The sequence below is a fragment of the Pseudomonas asiatica genome (genome assembly GCF_040214835.1).
Classification (GTDB): domain Bacteria; phylum Pseudomonadota; class Gammaproteobacteria; order Pseudomonadales; family Pseudomonadaceae; genus Aquipseudomonas; species Aquipseudomonas putida_Z.
Map to the genome: position 1 here is coordinate 682192 of NZ_CP157874.1, position 21220 is coordinate 703411.

Sequence of the window (21220 nt, forward strand, 5' to 3'; positions counted from 1 at the left end):
ACGAGAGATCGCAGCGAGTCAAGTGTTTGAAGCTAAACGAGTTTCTCGCAAAAAACTTCAAAATAAACGCTTGACAGCAAATGAGGAAAGCGTAGAATGCGCGCCTCGGTTGAGACGAAAAGCTCTTAACCAAACGCTCTTTAACAAATCGAATCAAGCAATTCGTGTGGGTGCTTGTGAGTACGGACTGATAGTCACAAAGATTATCAGCATCACAAGTGGCCATGCGAGAAATCACATAGTCATTTGAGATTGCTGAGCCAAGTTTAGGGTTTCTTAAAAACCCAAGCAGTATTGAACTGAAGAGTTTGATCATGGCTCAGATTGAACGCTGGCGGCAGGCCTAACACATGCAAGTCGAGCGGATGACGGGAGCTTGCTCCTTGATTCAGCGGCGGACGGGTGAGTAATGCCTAGGAATCTGCCTGGTAGTGGGGGACAACGTTTCGAAAGGAACGCTAATACCGCATACGTCCTACGGGAGAAAGCAGGGGACCTTCGGGCCTTGCGCTATCAGATGAGCCTAGGTCGGATTAGCTAGTTGGTGGGGTAATGGCTCACCAAGGCGACGATCCGTAACTGGTCTGAGAGGATGATCAGTCACACTGGAACTGAGACACGGTCCAGACTCCTACGGGAGGCAGCAGTGGGGAATATTGGACAATGGGCGAAAGCCTGATCCAGCCATGCCGCGTGTGTGAAGAAGGTCTTCGGATTGTAAAGCACTTTAAGTTGGGAGGAAGGGCAGTAAGTTAATACCTTGCTGTTTTGACGTTACCGACAGAATAAGCACCGGCTAACTCTGTGCCAGCAGCCGCGGTAATACAGAGGGTGCAAGCGTTAATCGGAATTACTGGGCGTAAAGCGCGCGTAGGTGGTTCGTTAAGTTGGATGTGAAAGCCCCGGGCTCAACCTGGGAACTGCATCCAAAACTGGCGAGCTAGAGTACGGTAGAGGGTGGTGGAATTTCCTGTGTAGCGGTGAAATGCGTAGATATAGGAAGGAACACCAGTGGCGAAGGCGACCACCTGGACTGATACTGACACTGAGGTGCGAAAGCGTGGGGAGCAAACAGGATTAGATACCCTGGTAGTCCACGCCGTAAACGATGTCAACTAGCCGTTGGAATCCTTGAGATTTTAGTGGCGCAGCTAACGCATTAAGTTGACCGCCTGGGGAGTACGGCCGCAAGGTTAAAACTCAAATGAATTGACGGGGGCCCGCACAAGCGGTGGAGCATGTGGTTTAATTCGAAGCAACGCGAAGAACCTTACCAGGCCTTGACATGCAGAGAACTTTCCAGAGATGGATTGGTGCCTTCGGGAACTCTGACACAGGTGCTGCATGGCTGTCGTCAGCTCGTGTCGTGAGATGTTGGGTTAAGTCCCGTAACGAGCGCAACCCTTGTCCTTAGTTACCAGCACGTCATGGTGGGCACTCTAAGGAGACTGCCGGTGACAAACCGGAGGAAGGTGGGGATGACGTCAAGTCATCATGGCCCTTACGGCCTGGGCTACACACGTGCTACAATGGTCGGTACAGAGGGTTGCCAAGCCGCGAGGTGGAGCTAATCTCACAAAACCGATCGTAGTCCGGATCGCAGTCTGCAACTCGACTGCGTGAAGTCGGAATCGCTAGTAATCGCGAATCAGAATGTCGCGGTGAATACGTTCCCGGGCCTTGTACACACCGCCCGTCACACCATGGGAGTGGGTTGCACCAGAAGTAGCTAGTCTAACCTTCGGGGGGACGGTTACCACGGTGTGATTCATGACTGGGGTGAAGTCGTAACAAGGTAGCCGTAGGGGAACCTGCGGCTGGATCACCTCCTTAATCGACGACATCAGCCTGCTGATGAGCTCCCACACGAATTGCTTGATTCATTGTAAAAGACGATGCTGTAACGCGACCCTGTTATAGGTCTGTAGCTCAGTTGGTTAGAGCGCACCCCTGATAAGGGTGAGGTCGGCAGTTCAAATCTGCCCAGACCTACCATTACATGGTTCAGCCGTAGAATACGGGGCCATAGCTCAGCTGGGAGAGCGCCTGCCTTGCACGCAGGAGGTCAGCGGTTCGATCCCGCTTGGCTCCACCACTTTCGCCGTACGCAGTAGCTTGTCAGAACTTAGAAATGAACATTCAGTTCGAATGTTGATTTCTGACTTTTGTCAGATCGTTCTTTAAAAATTCGGATATGTGATAGATATAGACTGATGACCAGTTTCACTGCTGGTTAATCAGGCTAAGGTAAAATTTGTGAGTTCTGCTCGAAAGAGCAACATGCGAATTTTCGGCGAATGTCGTCTTCACAGTATAACCAGATTGCTTGGGGTTATATGGTCAAGTGAAGAAGCGCATACGGTGGATGCCTTGGCAGTCAGAGGCGATGAAAGACGTGGTAGCCTGCGATAAGCTTTGGGGAGTCGGCAAACAGACTGTGATCCAGAGATCTCTGAATGGGGGAACCCACTCAGCACAAGCTGAGTATCTTGTACTGAATACATAGGTGCAAGAGGCGAACCAGGGGAACTGAAACATCTAAGTACCCTGAGGAAAAGAAATCAACCGAGATTCCCTTAGTAGTGGCGAGCGAACGGGGACCAGCCCTTAAGTTGATTTGAGATTAGTGGAACGCTCTGGAAAGTGCGGCCATAGTGGGTGATAGCCCCGTACACGAAAATCTCTTGTCAATGAAATCGAGTAGGACGGAGCACGAGAAACTTTGTCTGAATATGGGGGGACCATCCTCCAAGGCTAAATACTACTGACTGACCGATAGTGAACCAGTACCGTGAGGGAAAGGCGAAAAGAACCCCGGAGAGGGGAGTGAAATAGAACCTGAAACCGTATGCGTACAAGCAGTGGGAGCCTACTTTGTTAGGTGACTGCGTACCTTTTGTATAATGGGTCAGCGACTTATATTCAGTGGCGAGCTTAACCGAATAGGGGAGGCGTAGCGAAAGCGAGTCTTAATAGGGCGTTTAGTCGCTGGGTATAGACCCGAAACCGGGCGATCTATCCATGGGCAGGTTGAAGGTTAGGTAACACTGACTGGAGGACCGAACCGACTACCGTTGAAAAGTTAGCGGATGACCTGTGGATCGGAGTGAAAGGCTAATCAAGCTCGGAGATAGCTGGTTCTCCTCGAAAGCTATTTAGGTAGCGCCTCATGTATCACTCCAGGGGGTAGAGCACTGTTTCGGCTAGGGGGTCATCCCGACTTACCAAACCGATGCAAACTCCGAATACCTGGAAGTGCCGAGCATGGGAGACACACGGCGGGTGCTAACGTCCGTCGTGAAAAGGGAAACAACCCAGACCGTCAGCTAAGGTCCCAAAGTCATGGTTAAGTGGGAAACGATGTGGGAAGGCTTAGACAGCTAGGAGGTTGGCTTAGAAGCAGCCACCCTTTAAAGAAAGCGTAATAGCTCACTAGTCGAGTCGGCCTGCGCGGAAGATGTAACGGGGCTCAAACCATGCACCGAAGCTACGGGTGTCATCTTTGATGACGCGGTAGAGGAGCGTTCTGTAAGCCTGTGAAGGTGAGTTGAGAAGCTTGCTGGAGGTATCAGAAGTGCGAATGCTGACATGAGTAACGACAATGCGAGTGAAAAACTCGCACGCCGAAAGACCAAGGTTTCCTGCGCAACGTTAATCGACGCAGGGTTAGTCGGTCCCTAAGGCGAGGCTGAAAAGCGTAGTCGATGGAAAACAGGTTAATATTCCTGTACTTCCAGTTATTGCGATGGAGGGACGGAGAAGGTTAGGCCAGCCTGGCGTTGGTTGTCCAGGTTTAAGGTGGTAGGCTGAAATCTTAGGCAAATCCGGGATTTCAAGGCCGAGAGCTGATGACGAGTTGCCTTCAGGCGACGAAGTGGTTGATACCATGCTTCCAAGAAAAGCTCCTAAGCTTCAGATAACTGGGAACCGTACCCCAAACCGACACAGGTGGTTAGGTAGAGAATACCAAGGCGCTTGAGAGAACTCGGGTGAAGGAACTAGGCAAAATGGCACCGTAACTTCGGGAGAAGGTGCGCCGGCGAGGGTGAAGGACTTGCTCCGTAAGCCCATGCCGGTCGAAGATACCAGGCCGCTGCGACTGTTTATTAAAAACACAGCACTCTGCAAACACGAAAGTGGACGTATAGGGTGTGACGCCTGCCCGGTGCCGGAAGGTTAATTGATGGGGTTAGCGCAAGCGAAGCTCTTGATCGAAGCCCCGGTAAACGGCGGCCGTAACTATAACGGTCCTAAGGTAGCGAAATTCCTTGTCGGGTAAGTTCCGACCTGCACGAATGGCGTAACGATGGCGGCGCTGTCTCCACCCGAGACTCAGTGAAATTGAAATCGCTGTGAAGATGCAGTGTATCCGCGGCTAGACGGAAAGACCCCGTGAACCTTTACTATAGCTTTGCACTGGACTTTGAATTTGCTTGTGTAGGATAGGTGGGAGGCTTTGAAGTGGGGACGCCAGTTCTCATGGAGCCATCCTTGAAATACCACCCTGGCAACTTTGAGGTTCTAACTCAGGTCCGTTATCCGGATCGAGGACAGTGTATGGTGGGTAGTTTGACTGGGGCGGTCTCCTCCCAAAGAGTAACGGAGGAGTACGAAGGTGCGCTCAGACCGGTCGGAAATCGGTCGTAGAGTATAAAGGCAAAAGCGCGCTTGACTGCGAGACAAACACGTCGAGCAGGTACGAAAGTAGGTCTTAGTGATCCGGTGGTTCTGTATGGAAGGGCCATCGCTCAACGGATAAAAGGTACTCCGGGGATAACAGGCTGATACCGCCCAAGAGTTCATATCGACGGCGGTGTTTGGCACCTCGATGTCGGCTCATCACATCCTGGGGCTGAAGCCGGTCCCAAGGGTATGGCTGTTCGCCATTTAAAGTGGTACGCGAGCTGGGTTTAGAACGTCGTGAGACAGTTCGGTCCCTATCTGCCGTGGACGTTTGAGATTTGAGAGGGGCTGCTCCTAGTACGAGAGGACCGGAGTGGACGAACCTCTGGTGTTCCGGTTGTCACGCCAGTGGCATTGCCGGGTAGCTATGTTCGGAAGAGATAACCGCTGAAAGCATCTAAGCGGGAAACTTGCCTCAAGATGAGATCTCACTGGGATCTTGAATCCCCTGAAGGGCCGTCGAAGACTACGACGTTGATAGGTTGGGTGTGTAAGCGCTGTGAGGCGTTGAGCTAACCAATACTAATTGCCCGTGAGGCTTGACCATATAACACCCAAGCAATTTGCGCACGAAAGCCAAATTGTGGTGGTGAAGACGAAAGAACCGAAAGTTCGCAACATCACAAATATCGCATATCCGAATTCGCTGGGCTGTCCATCTGGACATTCTGGCAACAGAATTTCTTGACGACCATAGAGCATTGGAACCACCTGATCCCATCCCGAACTCAGCAGTGAAACGATGCATCGCCGATGGTAGTGTGGGGTTTCCCCATGTGAGAGTAGGTCATCGTCAAGATTCATTTCGCAAAACCCCTATCTGCACATGCAGGTAGGGGTTTTGTCTTTCTGGCCCTAGAGCTCCCCAAGCCTCACCCAAATCCCCCGGCCTTGTGCGATCCCTGTAGGAGCGGCCTTGTGTCGCGATCGGGCGCGCAGCGGCCGCAATCCAGGCGCCGCGGTTTACCTGTGAGACCCGGGATACAGGCTTTACGGCCGCTTCGCGCCCGATCGCGACACAAGGCCGCTCCTACAATGGTCGCGCAGGCCCGCTGTTATGTTGCCTCCCACAATTCGAGCCAGAACACTAGAATAGGCCCACGCACCTATTCAGAAGCGCTATATGCCCAATCCTGTCGAACCTGAAACCTTGGCCCAGTTGCCGCTGGACGAGCTTGTCGCCTGCCATGAATGCGACCTGCTGCTGCGCAAGCCCGTGCTCCAGCATGACGAGAAAGCCCAATGCCCGCGCTGCGGCTACGAGCTCTACGCCCATCGGCACAATGTGGTCAACCGCAGCCTGGCCCTTGTACTCACCGCCTTGCTGCTGTTTGTGCCCGCCAATTTTCTGCCGATCATGCAGTTGCACCTGCTTGGCCAGACATCGGACGATACCGTCTGGAGCGGCGTGCTGGGCCTGTACAACTCGGAAATGCGCGGCGTGGCCGTGGTGGTGTTCTTGTGCAGCATGGCCATCCCTCTGGCAAAACTGCTCTGTCAGCTGGTCGTGCTCCTGAGCATCCGCCTGAATGTGGGGCGTAGTTTCGGCCTGCTGTTCTACCGCATCTATCACCACTTGCGTGACTGGGGCATGCTCGAGGTCTATTTCATGGGCGTGCTGGTGGCCATCGTCAAGCTGGTGGACCTGGCCGAGCTGACCGTAGGCCTGGGGCTGTTCTGCTTCATCAGCCTGTTATTGATCCAGGTGTGGCTCGAAGTGGTGATGTCACCGCACCAGATCTGGAGTGCGCTATCAGGGGAGGACCTGCATGCGGGCGATTGATGCAGGCATTCTTGTCTGCAATGAGTGTCACGAGCTGAACAGGCAACAGCCAGACAGCACTTCACAAACCTGTACACGCTGCGGTGCCATCGTGCATGCCCGTCGACCGAACAGCATCGCGCGCACCTGGGCGCTGCTGATTGCCGCGTCGATCCTGTACATCCCGGCCAACATGCTGCCGATCATGACCGTGAGCACCCTGGGCCAAGGCAGCCCCGACACGATCATGTCCGGCGTCATCACCTTGCTCAAGCATGGCATGGTGCCCATTGCTGCCGTGGTGTTCATTGCCAGTATCCTGGTGCCCACGTTCAAACTGGTGGGCATCGGCTTGCTGTTGTACTCCGTTCAGCGCCGGCAGCCGCTTTCGGCGCGGCAACGGATATTGATGTACCGCTTCATCGAATTCATTGGGCGCTGGTCCATGCTCGATATCTTCGTCATCGCCATCCTGGTGGCGGTGGTGAATTTCGGCCGAATAGCCAGTGTCGAAGCCAACCTGGGCGCTGTCGCCTTTGCAACTGTGGTGATCCTGACAATGCTTGCCGCTTTAACTTTCGATCCCCGACTGATTTGGGATAACACGGAGTCGGATGACGACCATGAGTGACCTGCCAACGGCTAAAACCCGCCCAGCCTCGAACTGGTCGGCCATATGGATCCTGCCTTTGATCGCCTTGATGATCGGTGGCTGGCTTGCGTGGCAGGCTTATCGTGATGCCGGCGTGGAAATTGAGGTTCGCTTCGAGTCGGGCGAGGGTATCGTCGCCAACAAGACCGAGGTGATCTACAAGGGCATGCCGGTTGGCAAGGTCAAAAGCCTGGTGCTCGACGCCAAGGGTGATAACCAGGGGGTGATCGCCACCATCGAGATGAACAAGGCTGCCGAGCCTCACCTGACCAAAGGTACGCGTTTCTGGCTGGTGAAGCCGAGCGTCAGCCTGGCGGGTATTTCCGGTCTTGAAACACTGGTGTCAGGCAACTATATCGCCGTCAGCCCGGGGGAGGGGGAGCGCACCAAGCGTTTTACCGCCTTGAAGGTGGCACCGCCGCTTTCGGACACCGAGCCGGGGCTGCACCTTACCCTCAAGGCCGAGCGGCTGGGGTCGCTCAACCGTGACAGCCCGGTGTTCTACAAGCAGATCCAGGTTGGCCGGGTCAAAAGCTATCGCCTGTCCGAGGACCAGAGCACCGTCGAGATCAAGGTCTTCATCGAGCCGGCCTATGCCAGCCTGGTGCGCAAGCACACGCGTTTCTGGAATGCCAGCGGCGTCAGCATCGATGCCTCGCTCTCGGGCGTGAAAGTGCGTAGCGAATCGCTGTCGAGCATTGTTGCCGGTGGTATCGCCTTTGCCACGCCGGAACACCGCAAGGACAGCCCTCCCACCGACTCGAACCTGCCGTTCCGTCTGTATGAGGACTTCGATGCGGCCCAGGCCGGCATCCGGGTAAAGGTGAAATTGAGCGATTACGAGGGCCTGCAGGCGGGCCGTACACCGGTCATGTACAAGGGCATCCAGGTGGGCTCGCTCAAAGCCCTGACAATGGCAGACAACCTGGCCAGTGCATCGGCCGAGCTTACGCTGGACCCGCTGGCCGAGGATTATCTGGTCGAGGGCACGCAGTTCTGGGTGGTCAAACCATCGATTTCCCTAGCGGGTATCACCGGTCTGGAAGCGCTGGTCAAGGGTAACTACATCGCCATTCGCCCTGGTGAGAAGGGTGCGCGGCCAGAGCGTGAGTTCGAAGCCCGCGCCAAGGCACCGCCGCTCGACCTCAAGGCACCAGGCCTGCACATGGTGCTGTTCGCCGACACCCTGGGTTCGCTGGAAGTCGGTAGCCCGGTCATGTACCGCCAGGTGAAGGTGGGTAGCGTGCAAAGCTACCAGTTCGCCCGCAACAGCAATCGCATCCTGATCGGTGTGCATATCGAGAAGGAATACGAAAAGCTGGTCAACGGTTCGTCGCGCTTCTGGAATGTCAGTGGCATCACCCTGACGGGGGGCCTGTCGGGCATCAAGATCAAGAGTGAATCACTGCAGACCCTGATGGCTGGTGGTATCGCGTTCGATACGCCACGGCCTGATGTGCCGCTCAAACGCCACATTCCACGCTTCCGCCTGCATGACAGCCAGGATGCGGTCAACCGCGCAGGAACGTTGATCACCATTCGTGTGGACCGTGCCGACGGCCTCAAGCCTGGCACGGCGATACGCTTCCGCGGCCTGGATGTGGGTAGCGTCGAGAGCGTCGACCTGACCGATGACTTGCAGGCGGTGTTGCTGCGGGCGCGCATTACCGAAGCAGCGGACCGTATCGCCCGCGTCGGTACGCAGTTCTGGGTGGTCAAGCCGGCCTTTGGCCTGGTGCGCACGCAGAACCTCGACACCCTGGTGGGCGGGCAGTACCTGGAAGTGCAGCCGGCTGCCAAGGACCGTGGCCCACAGCGCGATTTCATCGCCTTGGCCGACGCCCCGCAGGTGGCAGGGCCTGAAGTCGGCCTGCCGTTGACGCTGAGCGCTCCGCGCCGTGGCTCGATCAAGCCGGGTGTGCCGGTGACCTACCGTGAGGTTGCGGTGGGCAAGGTGACGGGCTTCGAGTTGGGCCAGAGCGCTGACCGCGTGTTGATCCATATCCTGATCGAACCGCGCTATGCGGCCCTGGTGCGCAGCGGTAGCCGCTTCTGGAACAGCAGCGGCTTCGGTTTCGACTGGGGGCTGGTCAAGGGGGTTACGGTGCGTACCGAGTCGGTGGAGACCATGATCGACGGCGGTATCGCCTTTGCCACACCGGATGGCGAGCAGATGGGCAACCCGGCACGGCCGCAGCAGACGTTCGCCTTGTTCGACAAGGCCGAGGATGAATGGCTGCAGTGGGCGCCGAAGATTCAGATCGCCAAGTAACATATGGCAGGGCTACCCAAACATGGCCCTGCTTTTTTGTGTGGGAGCGGCCTTGTGTCGCGAAAGGGGCGCGCAGCGGCCCCCTTATCTCAGCGCAGATGCTGAAATTGCCGGGGGCCGCTTTGCGACCCTTTCGCGACACAAGGCCGCTCCCACAGAAGGCCGCTCCCACCGAGGGGGCGCAAACACAAATCGCAGGCAACAAAAAACCGACCCTAGGGTCGGTTTTTCGACTAGCGCGTCGCTTAGGCAGCTGCAGCTTCTTTCAGCGCCTTGATGTGGCCATTCAGACGGCCTTTGTGACGAGCAGCCTTGTTCTTGTGGATGATGCCCTTGTCGGCCATACGGTCGATTACAGGCACAGCCAGAACGTAAGCGGCTTGCGCTTTTTCGGCGTCTTTTGCGTCGATGGCCTTGACTACATTCTTGATGTAGGTGCGGACCATGGAACGCAGGCTGGCGTTGTGGCTGCGACGCTTCTCAGCCTGTTTTGCACGTTTCTTGGCGGAAGGTGTGTTGGCCACCGTCGAGCTCCTCGAAAGACTTTAGGTAAATAGCAAACAAAATAGGCCGCGAATCATGCCGATCAGTCGAACGGATGTCAAGGCCACCTGCAAGGTTCCGCCGAGCGGTGCGCCAACAAGAGGGAAATATTCCTTTCTGCTGCGCGACCTGTAAACTCGGGAATTTTTGGCTCCCCTGCGAAGGCGCGGGAGTATCGCACATTCGGACGCTGTCTGGCAGCGTCCTCTGCCCTTGGCGTGAATCTTTTCGATGAACCTGCTCAAATCCCTGGCTGCGGTAAGCTCGATCACCATGATTTCGCGGGTGCTGGGCTTTGTCCGCGACACCATCCTGGCGCGTGTTTTCGGTGCCGGCATCGCCACCGATGCCTTTTTCATCGCCTTCAAGCTGCCCAACCTGCTGCGGCGCATCTTCGCCGAGGGTGCGTTTTCCCAGGCCTTCGTGCCGATCCTGGCCGAATACAAGACCCAGCAAGGCGAGGAGGCGACCCGCACCTTCGTTGCCTATGTCAGTGGCCTGCTGACTCTGGTTCTGGCGTTGGTGACCGCCATTGGCATCCTGGCGGCACCGTGGGTGGTGTGGGCGACCGCACCAGGCTTTGTCGACAGTGCCGAAAAATACGAGCTGACCACCGCCCTTTTGCGGGTGACTTTTCCTTATATATTGCTGATCTCGCTGTCGTCCCTGGCCGGGGCGATCCTCAATACCTGGAACCGTTTCTCGGTACCGGCCTTTACCCCGACCCTGCTGAACGTGGCGATGATCGCCTTCGCCGTGCTGCTCACGCCGTATTTCGAGCCGCCGATCATGGCTCTGGCCTGGGGCGTTCTGGCGGGCGGCCTGGCGCAGTTGCTGTACCAGCTGCCAGCGCTGAAGAAGATCGGCATGCTCGTGCTGCCACGCCTGAACCTGCGTGATGCCGGCGTGTGGCGGGTGCTCAAGCAGATGCTGCCGGCGATCCTCGGGGTGTCGGTGAGCCAGATCTCGCTGATCATCAACACCATCTTCGCCTCCTTCCTGGTGGCCGGTTCGGTGTCGTGGATGTACTACGCCGACCGCCTCATGGAGCTGCCTTCCGGCGTGCTGGGGGTGGCCCTGGGCACCATACTGCTGCCCACGCTGGCCAAGACCTACGCCAACAAGGACCGCGAGGAATACTCGCGGATCCTCGACTGGGGCCTGCGCCTGTGCTTCCTGCTGGTGCTGCCATGCACCCTGGCCCTGGCCATCCTCGCCGAGCCGCTGACCGTGGCGCTGTTCCAGTACGGCAAGTTCACTGCCGTCGACGCAGCCATGACCCAGAAGGCGCTGATCGCCTATTCCGTGGGCTTGCTGGCGATCATTCTGGTCAAGGTACTGGCACCGGGCTTCTATGCGCAGCAGAATATCCGTACACCGGTGAAGATCGCGGTATTCACCCTGGTCTGCACCCAACTGTTCAACCTGGCCCTGATCGGCCCGCTCGCGCATGCCGGCCTGGCCCTGGCGATCAGCCTGGGGGCCTGCCTGAACGCCGGCCTGCTGTTCTGGAAGCTGCGCAGCCAGCAGCTGTTCCAGCCGCAGCCAGGCTGGGCGATGTTCCTGCTCAAGCTGGTGCTGGCAGTGGGGCTGATGTCGGCGGTGTTGCTGGCCGGCATGCATTACCTGCCGGCCTGGGAGCAGGGCAACATGCTCGAGCGCCTGGTGCGCCTGGGGGCTCTGGTACTGGCGGGCATCGTGACCTATTTCGGCTGCCTGTACCTGTGCGGCTTCCGGCCTCGGCATTTCGCCCGCAAGGCCTTGCACTAAGGCATCGGGCGGGTCAGGCGTCGGTTTTTCGCATTCCACGCCGCCCTTGGGCGCTGCTGCCTGTCACCGGCGCCCGGGTGTGGTTATAATCGGCCACTTTATGAGCAAGAAGCGCGTTATGCAGCTGGTTCGAGGTCTTCACAACCTGCGCCCCGAGCACCGGGGCTGTGTCGCCACCATTGGCAACTTCGACGGGGTTCACCGCGGCCACCAGGCGATCCTGGCGCGCCTGCGCGAGCGTGGCCAGGCCTTGGGCCTGCCGACCTGCGTGGTGATCTTCGAACCGCAACCACGCGAGTACTTCGCCCCCGACACCGCGCCGGCCCGCCTGGCCCGCCTGCGCGACAAGATCGAGCTGCTGGCGGCCGAGGGTATCGACCGGGTGCTGTGCCTGGCATTCAACCAGCGCCTGAGCAAGCTCAGTGCCGATGCCTTCGTCAAGGCGATCCTGGTCGACGGCCTGGGTGTACGCCATCTCGAAGTGGGCGATGACTTCCGCTTCGGCTGCGACCGCGCCGGCGACTTCGCCTTCCTGGTCGAGGCCGGCAAGCAGTACGGCTTCACCGTCGAGGCTGCCAACACGGTGATCCAGGACGGCCTGCGGGTCAGCAGCACCGAAGTGCGCAAGGCCCTGTCCGAAGGCAACTTCGAGCTGGCCGAGCACCTGTTGGGCCGCCCGTACCGCATCAGCGGCCGCGTGTTGCATGGCCAGAAGCTGGCCCGCCAGCTCGGCACACCTACCGCCAACATCCAGCTCAAGCGCCGCCGCGTGCCGCTGTCCGGGGTCTACCTCGCCAGCATCGAAATCGACGGCAAGGCCTGGCCGGGTGTCGGCAATATCGGCGTGCGCCCCACCGTTGCCGGTGACGGGCGCCCGCACCTGGAGATTCATCTGCTGGACTATGCCGGCGACCTTTACGGCCGGCGCCTGACGGTGGAGTTCCACCACAAGCTGCGTGAAGAGCAGCGATTCGCCTCCCTGGAGGCGCTGAAGTCGGCGATCGATGCGGATATCGCCGCCGCACGTGCACATTGGCACGCTCAACCGTTAACGAAGAGCCTGAAATGACCGACTACAAAGCCACGCTTAACCTTCCGGACACCGCCTTCCCCATGAAGGCCGGCCTGCCTCAGCGCGAACCGCAGATCCTGCAGCGCTGGGACAGCATTGGCCTGTACCAGAAGCTGCGCGAAATTGGCAAGGATCGTCCCAAGTTCGTCCTGCACGACGGCCCGCCCTATGCCAACGGCAAGATTCACATCGGTCATGCGCTGAACAAGATCCTCAAGGACATGATCGTCCGTTCCAAGACGCTGTCCGGCTTCGATGCGCCGTATGTGCCGGGCTGGGACTGCCATGGCCTGCCGATCGAGCACAAGGTCGAGGTCACCCACGGCAAGCACCTGTCCGCCGACCGCACCCGCGAGCTGTGCCGCGAGTACGCCGCCGAGCAGATCGAAGGGCAGAAGACCGAGTTCATCCGCCTGGGCGTGCTGGGTGACTGGGACAACCCGTACAAGACCATGAACTTTGCCAACGAGGCCGGCGAAATCCGCGCCCTGGCCGAAATGGTCAAGCAAGGCTTCGTGTTCAAGGGCCTGAAGCCGGTGAACTGGTGCTTCGATTGCGGTTCGGCCCTGGCCGAGGCCGAAGTCGAGTACGCCGACAAGAAATCGCAGACCATCGACGTTGCCTTCCCGGTTGCCGACGAGGCCAAGCTGGCTGCTGCCTTCGGCCTGGCTTCGCTGGCCAAGCCGGCCGCCATCGTGATCTGGACCACCACCCCGTGGACCATCCCGGCCAACCAGGCGCTGAACATCCACCCGGAGTTCAAGTACGCCCTGGTCGACACCGGCGAGCGTCTGCTGGTACTGGCCGAAGAGCTGGTGGAGTCGTGCCTCAAACGCTACAGCCTGGAAGGCTCGGTCATCGCTACCGCCCAGGGTTCGGCGCTGGAACTGATCAACTTCCGCCACCCGTTCTACGACCGCCTGTCGCCAGTCTACCTGGCCGACTACGTCGAATTGGGCGCCGGTACCGGCGTGGTGCACTCCTCGCCAGCCTACGGTGAAGACGACTTCGTCACCTGCAAGCGCTACGGCATGGTCAACGACGACATCCTCACCCCGGTGCAGAGCAACGGCGTGTACGTCGACTCGCTGCCATTCTTCGGCGGCCAGTTCATCTGGAAGGCCAACCCGGCCATCGTCGAGAAGCTGAGCGAAGTCGGTGCGCTGATGCACACCGAAACCATCAGCCACAGCTACATGCACTGCTGGCGCCACAAGACCCCGCTGATCTACCGCGCCACTGCGCAGTGGTTCGTGGGTATGGACAAGCAGCCGACCACCGGCGAGCCGCTGCGCGAGCGTGCACTGAAAGCCATCGAGGACACCAAGTTCGTGCCGGCCTGGGGCCAGGCGCGCCTGCATTCGATGATCGCCAACCGCCCGGACTGGTGCATCTCGCGTCAGCGCAACTGGGGCGTACCGATCCCGTTCTTCCTGCACAAGCAGACCGGCGAGCTGCACCCACGCACCGTCGAGCTGATGGAAGCGGTGGCCAAGCGCGTCGAACAGGAAGGCATCGAGGCCTGGTTCAAGCTGGACGCCGCCGAACTGCTGGGCGCTGAAGCCGAGCAGTACGACAAGATCACCGACACCCTCGACGTGTGGTTCGACTCGGGTACCACCCACTGGCACGTGCTGCGTGGCTCGCATGACATCGGCCACGCCACCGGCCCGCGTGCCGACCTGTACCTGGAAGGTTCCGACCAGCACCGCGGCTGGTTCCACTCGTCGTTGCTGACCGGTTGCGCCATTGACGGCCACGCGCCGTACCGCGAGCTGCTGACCCACGGCTTCACCGTGGACGAGAACGGCCGCAAGATGTCCAAGTCGCTGGGCAACACCATCGAGCCGGAGAAGGTCAACAACACCCTGGGTGCCGATATCCTGCGCCTGTGGGTTGCCGCTACCGACTATTCCGGTGAAATGGCCGTTTCCGAGCAGATCCTGCAACGCAGCGCCGACGCCTACCGCCGTATCCGCAACACTGCACGCTTCCTGCTCTCCAACCTGTCCGGCTTCGACCCGGCCCGCGACCTGCTGGCCCCGGAAGACATGCTGGCGCTGGACCGCTGGGCCGTAGACCGCACCCTGCTGCTGCAACGCGAGCTGGAAGAGCACTACAGCGAGTACCGTTTCTGGAACGTCTACTCCAAGGTGCACAACTTCTGCGTGCAGGAGCTGGGCGGCTTCTACCTCGACATCATCAAGGACCGCCAGTACACCACCGGCGCCAACAGTGTCGCCCGCCGTTCCTGCCAGACCGCGCTGTACCACATCAGCGAGGCGCTGGTGCGCTGGATCGCGCCTATCCTGGCGTTCACCGCCGACGAAATCTGGCAGTACCTGCCAGGCGAGCGCAACGAGTCGGTAATGCTCAACGGCTGGTACCAGGGCCTGAGCGAACTGCCGGAAGGCACCGAACTGGACCGCGCTTACTGGGACCGCGTGATGGCCGTCAAGGCATCGGTCAACAAGGAGCTGGAAAACCAGCGTACCGCCAAGGTCATCGGCGGCAACCTGCAGGCTGAAGTCACCCTGTACGCCGACGAAGGCCTGAGCGCCGACCTGGGCAAGCTGGGCGACGAACTGCGCTTCGTGCTGATCACCTCGGCTGCCAGCGTGGTGCCGTTCGTGCAGGCGCCAGCCGAAGCCGTGGCCACCGAAGTCGAAGGCCTCAAGCTGCAAGTGGTCAAGTCCGGCCACGCCAAGTGCGGCCGTTGCTGGCACTTCCGCGCTGACGTCGGCCGCCACCCGGAGCACCCGGAAATCTGCGGCCGTTGCGTCGACAACCTGAGCGGTTCCGGCGAGGTGCGCCACTATGCCTAACCCTGCAGCGGGGCGCTTCGGGCGCCTTGCATGGCTTTGGCTGAGCCTGGTGGTACTGGTCCTTGACCAGGCCACCAAGCTGTATTTCAACAATGCCCTGACCATGTACCAGCAGGTTGTCGTCATCCCTGACTACTTCAGCTGGACCCTGGCCTACAACACCGGCGCGGCGTTCAGCTTCCTGGCGGAAAGCTCCGGCTGGCAGCGCTGGCTGTTCGCCCTGATCGCCGTGGTGGTCAGTGCCGTGCTGGTGGTGTGGCTCAAGCGCCTGGGGCGCAACGAGACCTGGCTGGCCGTGGCGCTGGCGCTGGTGCTGGGTGGCGCGATCGGCAACCTGTACGACCGCGTCGTGCTCGGCCATGTGGTCGACTTCATCCTGGTGCACTGGCAGAACCGCCATTACTTCCCGGCCTTCAACCTGGCCGACAGCGCCATTACCGTTGGTGCGGTGATGCTGGCGCTGGATATGTTCAAGAGCAAGAAGTCCGAGGATCCGGTCCATGACTGACACCCGTATCGGCCAGAACACCGAAGTCACCCTGCACTTCGCGCTGCACCTGGAAAACGGCGACACCGTCGACAGCACGTTCGACAAGGCCCCGGCCACCTTCAAGGTTGGCGATGGCAACCTGCTGCCAGGTTTCGAGAACGCCCTGTTCGGCTTCAAGGGCGGTGACAAGCGTACCGTCGTGGTGGCCCCGGAGAACGCCTTCGGCCAGCCCAACCCGCAGAACGTGCAAGTCATGCCGCGGTCCCAGTTCGAGGGCATGGAGTTGTCCGAAGGGCTGTTGATCATCTTCAACGACGCCGCCAACACCGAGCTGCCGGGTGTGGTCAAAGCGTTCGATGACGACCAGGTGACCATCGACTTCAATCACCCATTGGCTGGCAAGACCCTGACCTTCGAGGTGGAGATCCTCGAGGTGAAGGCCCTGTAAGCCTGGAGCCGAGCATGCAAATCAAACTCGCCAACCCTCGCGGCTTCTGCGCGGGGGTCGACCGGGCGATCGAGATCGTCAACCGCGCGCTGGAAGTCTTCGGCCCGCCGATCTATGTGCGTCACGAAGTGGTGCACAACAAGTTCGTGGTGGAAGACCTGCGTAACCGCGGCGCCATCTTCGTCGAAGAGCTGGACCAGGTACCGGACGATGTCATCGTCATCTTCAGTGCCCACGGGGTTTCCCAGGCCGTGCGCCAGGAAGCCGCTGGCCGTGGCCTGAAAGTGTTCGATGCCACCTGCCCGCTGGTGACCAAGGTGCACATCGAAGTGGCCAAGTACAGCCGCGACGGCCGTGAGTGCATCCTCATCGGCCACGAAGGGCACCCGGAAGTCGAAGGCACCATGGGCCAGTACGACGCCAGCAACGGTGGCGCCATCTACCTCGTCGAAGACGAGGAGGATGTTGCCAACCTGCAGGTGAAGGACCCGGACCACCTGGCGTTCGTCACCCAGACCACGCTGTCGATGGACGACACCAGCCGCGTCATCGACGCCCTGCGTGCGCGCTTCCCGAACATTGGCGGCCCGCGCAAGGACGACATCTGCTACGCCACCCAGAACCGCCAGGACGCGGTCAAGCAACTGGCGGACGAGTGCGACGTGGTACTGGTAGTCGGCAGCCCGAACAGCTCCAACTCCAACCGCCTGCGCGAGCTGGCCGAGCGCATGGGCACCCCGGCCTACCTGATCGACGGAGCCGAGGACCTGCAGCGTGGCTGGTTCGAGCAGACGGCGCGGGTCGGCATCACCGCCGGTGCTTCGGCCCCCGAAGTGCTGGTGCGTGGTGTGATCGAGCAGCTCAAGGCCTGGGGCGCCAGCGGTGCTGAAGAGCTGGATGGGCGGGAAGAGAACATCACCTTCTCAATGCCCAAGGAATTGCGGGTTCGGTCGCTGATCTGACCGCAGTTTGCGCGATCCCCATGTAGGAGCGGCCTTGTGTCGCGAACGGGCTGCAAAGCAGCCCCAGGATTTCAGCGTTAGCGCTGATATTTCCGGGGCCGCTTTGCGGCCCGTTCGCGACACAAGGCCGCTCCTACATTGACCGCGCTGATCTGCTAGTGGTGTCTTTGCATCGGGATTTTTTTGGCTCTCCCATATCTACCCTGACCCTGCCAGTCGATGCCATCACCACTTGATACTGGCTAGTTGCGGTCAAGCGCTCGCAAATCTCCATCGTTGAACCTAACCAATTACTGGTTGCCCCAAGCGGAACCCCTTGCGCACTGAATTTCAGCTGCTCACCGCGATTGCTCGTGATCTTCAGTGGCCGCGAAAGACGCTGCTCACGCAGCACCTGCTGGTTATGCTCCAGCATCACCCGCCAACCATTCCCCCAATTACCGTCCAACGCCTGCACCAGCACCGGCTGGCTTTGCAACATGGCATGGCTGCGCGCACTGCGCAGCGCCTGCGCCAGGTCTCGCGCAGCTGCCGCCCTGTGTAGGTCGTCGCTCAATCTGGCGTAGGCCGGCATGCCGAGCTGTGTCAGCAATACGGCCACCGCCAGGGCCGACAACATTTGTATCAGTGTTACACCTCGTTGCTTCACCGTGCATTCCTCCCTGGAAGTGCTTGGCTGTAGCTTCACGGTCGTTGGACCGGCGGTCCAGTCGCCCGGGTTCAATGCAATTGCAGGAAAAGTCGCAGGAGGTGCAGGGATGCACGCAAGACAACGGGGCATGACGCTTCTGGAAGTGTTGTTGGCGGTGGGTGTGGTGGCCGTGGGTATGTTCGCAGCGGCAGGCCTGCAACTGCAGGCATTGCAGGCTGCGGAGGATGCGCGTCGCGATGGGAAGGCGGCAATGGCGGCGCACAGCGAGCATGAAAGGGGGCGGCCATGAGCCGCGTCCAGCGTGGTTTCGGCTTGCTTGAGCTGATGCTGGCGCTGACCATCGGGTTGCTGCTGTTGGCGGCGGCCAGCCAGCTATTCACCTCGGCCCACCATACCTGGCGGCTGCAAAGCACGGCAGTACGCATGCAGGATGAAGCTCGCCTGGCATTGCTGCGAATGGCCCAGGATATCCGCATGACCGGGATGTTCGGCTGCTTGCGACTGCAGCCAAAGCACTTCGGCAGCTCGAGCGCAGAGCACGCATTCGCCCGGCCGATGGAAGTCGAAGCATCCACCCTTAGCCTGGTCGTGGCGGAGTTACCTGGGCAAGCCGGTGGGCCGCAGTGGTTCCTGCACACAGACTGTACTAGCAAAGTGTCTGTGGACGATGAGTTGAAGGAGGGCTACCCACAGGTTCACCCCATCAGCAGATATGTCTACCAACTCGAGGGCAATACGCTGAGATTCAAACGCAACAACAGCAATTTCCAGCCGCTGGTTGAAAATGTGCGGTCAATGCGTTTGCAGCGTGTGCAAATGGCACAGGGTGAGGGGGTGGATATTGCCCTGACGCTTTACGAACCCACGCTCGAACTTGAACAGCACCATGAACTGAGCGTCGCAATCCGCAACCCGGTGCCGGCCTCATGAGTCGTCAGCGTGGCATCGTCCTGTTGTTGGCCTTGGTCCTGAGCATGCTGCTGGGGCTGCTTGCGGCGTCCGCCCTGCGTGATGCGCTGGCGCAAACGCGAATGACCGGCTATCTGAGCGAAGGCCTGCTGGCGCTGGAGCAGGCCGAGGCCACGCTGCTGGCAGGGGCAGGCGAGCTCGAGCGGGCTCCCCCCGACCCTTGCGAGGCGTGCCCGCCACCCGCTCGACCGCATGACCTGAGCGGGCAGTGGCAGCGCACGCCAACCGGCTATTTCCATTTGCAGAATCTGGGTACCAGCGAACACGCGGCGCATATGCCGGAAGGGCAGCAGGTCACCCTGTACCGCATCACCGCCGTCAGCCTGCAAACCCAGTCACGGCATGTGCTGGAAGCGGTCTATGCCATGGGCGAGGACACGACCCGGCGCATTGCCTGGCGGCAGAGATTGCGAGGAGACTGACATGCAGCAAGGCTTGAGCCTGATCGAGTTGTTGATTGTGCTGGCCGTGACCGGCATTCTGGCAGCCATTGCCTACCCCAGTTACAGCGACCAGCTACGGCGAGCCGCGCGCAGCGAAGTGGTTGGCCTGCTGCATGATGCCGCCCTGCGCCTGGAGCGCCACCGCGTACGCACTGGCCAATACGCCGAGGGCGACCCGGCCTTGCCCGACGGTACCCGCTATTACAGCCTGCAGGCCCAGCGCGACAGCGACACCTTCACGCTGCGCGCCCGGCGGCTGCCGAGTGGGCTGATGGCGCAGGACCGCTGTGGCGATTTCCAACTCGACCAGGCCGGCGTGCAGCGCAATCCGGGTGCCGTCGAAGACAGCGTGCACTGCTGGGGAAGCTGAAGGTTGAATGATGCCCGGTGCATCGCGGATTTACTTCAGGTGTTGGATCGACAGATGAGCAAGCAAGTAGTGGTGGTCGGTGGCGGGGTGATCGGCCTGCTGACGGCATTCAACCTGGCGGCGAAGGTCGGGCAGGTGGTGGTGTGTGATCAGGGTGAGGTCGGCCGTGAGTCGTCCTGGGCCGGCGGTGGCATCGTCTCGCCGCTGTACCCGTGGCGCTACAGCCCGGCCGTGACCGCCTTGGCACACTGGTCGCAAGACTTTTATCCACAGCTGGGCGAGCGTTTGTTCGCCAGCACCGGCGTCGACCCCGAAGTGCACACCACCGGCCTGTACTGGCTTGACCTGGACGACGAGGCCGAAGCGCTGGCCTGGGCCGAGCGTGAGCAGCGGCCGCTGAGTGCCGTGGATATCTCGGCGGCCTATGACGCGGTGCCGGTGCTGGGCCCGGGCTTCAAGCGTGCCATCTACATGGCCGGCGTGGCCAACGTGCGCAACCCGCGCCTGGTGAAGTCGCTCAAGGCGGCGTTGCTGGCGTTGCCCAACGTGACCTTGCGTGAGCACTGCCAGATTACCGGCTTCGCCGAGCAAGGCGGTCGCGTGACCGGTGTGCAGACGGCAGACGGCGTGCTGGCGGCGGATGAGGTGGTGCTCAGTGCCGGCGCCTGGAGTGGCGACCTGCTGCGTACGCTCGGCCTGGAGTTGCCGGTGGAGCCGGTGAAGGGCCAGATGATTCTGTTCAAATGTGCCGAAGACTTCCTGCCGAGCATGGTGTTGGCCAAGGGGCGCTATGCGATCCCTCGGCGTGATGGGCATATTCTGGTGGGTAGCACGCTGGAGCATGCCGGGTACGACAAGACCCCGACCGAGGAGGCGTTGGAGAGCCTGAAGGCCTCGGCGGTGGAGTTGCTGCCTGAGCTAGAGGGGGCCACGGTGGTGGCGCACTGGGCCGGGCTGCGGCCGGGGTCGCCGGAAGGTATTCCGTATATCGGGCCGGTGCCGGGGCATGCGGGGTTGTGGTTGAACTGCGGGCATTACCGCAACGGGCTGGTGCTGGCGCCGGCTTCGTGCCAGCTGTTTACCGACCTGTTGACCGGGGCAGAGCCGATCATTGACCCGGCGCCGTATGCGCCAGCCGGGCGGTTGAGCTGAGGGCCTCTTCGCGGGTAAACCCGCTCCCACATCTATGGTCCTCCCAGTTTCTGCAATACTGAATCTGGATGCGTAGTTGGCTTGCCGCAATCTATTCGGCGTCGAAGGGTTAAGGTTCGCGCCTTGATGAAAATCGCGCCTGACGATCCTGATTA

The 21220-nt window shown here is 60.0% G+C and carries 16 protein-coding genes, 2 tRNA genes and 3 rRNA genes; 19 read left to right on the top strand and 2 right to left on the bottom strand.

The window, feature by feature from the left end:
* Positions 1-296: 296 nt before the first annotated feature.
* From ABNP31_RS03085 to ABNP31_RS03120, 8 genes are all read left to right on the top strand, one after another.
* Positions 297-1833, top strand: a 16S ribosomal RNA gene (locus tag ABNP31_RS03085).
* Positions 1834-1918: 85 nt separating this feature from the next.
* Positions 1919-1995 (top strand) — tRNA-Ile (locus ABNP31_RS03090).
* A 24-nt stretch (positions 1996-2019) separates the two neighbouring features.
* A tRNA-Ala gene (locus tag ABNP31_RS03095) sits at positions 2020-2095 on the top strand.
* A 243-nt stretch (positions 2096-2338) separates the two neighbouring features.
* Positions 2339-5230, top strand: a 23S ribosomal RNA gene (locus ABNP31_RS03100).
* Between the two features lie 136 nt (positions 5231-5366).
* A 5S ribosomal RNA gene (gene rrf / locus ABNP31_RS03105) occupies positions 5367-5482 on the top strand.
* Together the 16S, 23S and 5S rRNA genes with 2 tRNA genes alongside form the textbook arrangement of a ribosomal RNA operon.
* 324 nt (positions 5483-5806) lie before the next feature.
* Positions 5807-6466: a paraquat-inducible protein A gene (locus tag ABNP31_RS03110; protein ID WP_013970746.1), complete on the top strand. Its 660-nt coding sequence runs from the start codon at positions 5807-5809 to the stop codon at positions 6464-6466.
* Entirely contained in the window at positions 6453-7076 is a 624-nt protein-coding gene (locus ABNP31_RS03115; protein ID WP_015268842.1) for a paraquat-inducible protein A, read from the top strand. The genes ABNP31_RS03110 and ABNP31_RS03115 overlap by 14 nt, the downstream gene beginning before the upstream one ends.
* Positions 7069-9369 (top strand): PqiB family protein, encoded by a 2301-nt coding sequence (locus ABNP31_RS03120; protein ID WP_085665722.1) that lies wholly within the window; start codon positions 7069-7071, stop codon positions 9367-9369. The genes ABNP31_RS03115 and ABNP31_RS03120 overlap by 8 nt, the downstream gene beginning before the upstream one ends.
* 245 nt (positions 9370-9614) lie before the next feature.
* Here ABNP31_RS03120 and rpsT read toward each other — a convergent pair whose 3' ends face one another.
* On the bottom strand, positions 9615-9893 hold the full coding sequence (gene rpsT / locus ABNP31_RS03125; protein WP_003247625.1) for a 30S ribosomal protein S20: 279 nt from the start codon (positions 9891-9893) through the stop codon (positions 9615-9617).
* A gap of 250 nt (positions 9894-10143) precedes the next feature.
* On the opposite strand from rpsT, the gene murJ reads away from it, so the two are divergent.
* The 6 genes from murJ to ispH all read left to right on the top strand — a co-directional run bounded on the left by murJ (position 10144) and on the right by ispH (position 17479).
* Positions 10144-11682, top strand: coding sequence for a murein biosynthesis integral membrane protein MurJ (gene murJ / locus ABNP31_RS03130; RefSeq protein ID WP_085665721.1), 1539 nt, complete (start codon positions 10144-10146; stop codon positions 11680-11682).
* 118 nt (positions 11683-11800) lie between these two features.
* Positions 11801-12751, top strand: a complete 951-nt coding sequence (ribF, locus tag ABNP31_RS03135) for a bifunctional riboflavin kinase/FAD synthetase (protein ID WP_025337594.1) — start codon at positions 11801-11803, stop codon at positions 12749-12751.
* Positions 12748-15579, top strand: coding sequence for an isoleucine--tRNA ligase (gene ileS, locus ABNP31_RS03140; protein ID WP_085665720.1), 2832 nt, complete (start codon positions 12748-12750; stop codon positions 15577-15579). The genes ribF and ileS overlap by 4 nt, the downstream gene beginning before the upstream one ends.
* Entirely contained in the window at positions 15572-16087 is a 516-nt protein-coding gene (gene lspA, locus ABNP31_RS03145; RefSeq protein ID WP_025337596.1) for a signal peptidase II, read from the top strand. Before ileS ends, lspA begins: the two co-directional genes overlap by 8 nt.
* Entirely contained in the window at positions 16080-16517 is a 438-nt protein-coding gene (gene fkpB / locus ABNP31_RS03150; protein ID WP_003258215.1) for an FKBP-type peptidyl-prolyl cis-trans isomerase, read from the top strand. The genes lspA and fkpB overlap by 8 nt, the downstream gene beginning before the upstream one ends.
* A gap of 14 nt (positions 16518-16531) precedes the next feature.
* Positions 16532-17479 carry a 4-hydroxy-3-methylbut-2-enyl diphosphate reductase gene (gene ispH / locus ABNP31_RS03155; protein WP_025337597.1) on the top strand — a complete coding sequence of 316 codons (948 nt, stop codon included), beginning with the start codon at positions 16532-16534 and terminating at the stop codon, positions 17477-17479.
* A gap of 133 nt (positions 17480-17612) precedes the next feature.
* On the opposite strand, the gene ABNP31_RS03160 is transcribed toward ispH, so the two are convergent.
* Positions 17613-18128, bottom strand: a complete 516-nt coding sequence (locus ABNP31_RS03160; RefSeq protein ID WP_085665719.1) for a GspH/FimT family pseudopilin — start codon at positions 18126-18128, stop codon at positions 17613-17615.
* 109 nt (positions 18129-18237) lie between these two features.
* Here ABNP31_RS03160 and ABNP31_RS03165 point away from each other — a divergent pair, with 109 nt between their 5' ends.
* Genes ABNP31_RS03165 through thiO form a run of 5 tightly spaced genes read left to right on the top strand, consistent with a single transcriptional unit; the run spans position 18238 to position 21065 of the window.
* Complete coding sequence (locus ABNP31_RS03165) at positions 18238-18420, top strand: prepilin-type N-terminal cleavage/methylation domain-containing protein (protein WP_075043654.1); 183 nt, start codon at positions 18238-18240, stop codon at positions 18418-18420.
* Positions 18417-19061 carry a PilW family protein gene (locus tag ABNP31_RS03170; protein ID WP_085665718.1) on the top strand — a complete coding sequence of 215 codons (645 nt, stop codon included), beginning with the start codon at positions 18417-18419 and terminating at the stop codon, positions 19059-19061. The genes ABNP31_RS03165 and ABNP31_RS03170 overlap by 4 nt, the downstream gene beginning before the upstream one ends.
* Positions 19058-19522, top strand: a complete 465-nt coding sequence (locus tag ABNP31_RS03175; protein WP_238067231.1) for a hypothetical protein — start codon at positions 19058-19060, stop codon at positions 19520-19522. The genes ABNP31_RS03170 and ABNP31_RS03175 overlap by 4 nt, the downstream gene beginning before the upstream one ends.
* A 1-nt stretch (position 19523) precedes the next feature.
* Positions 19524-19913, top strand: a complete 390-nt coding sequence (locus tag ABNP31_RS03180) for a type IV pilin protein (protein ID WP_013970758.1) — start codon at positions 19524-19526, stop codon at positions 19911-19913.
* 54 nt (positions 19914-19967) lie between these two features.
* Positions 19968-21065, top strand: a complete 1098-nt coding sequence (gene thiO / locus ABNP31_RS03185) for a glycine oxidase ThiO (RefSeq protein WP_075043657.1) — start codon at positions 19968-19970, stop codon at positions 21063-21065.
* Positions 21066-21220: the final 155 nt, after the last annotated feature.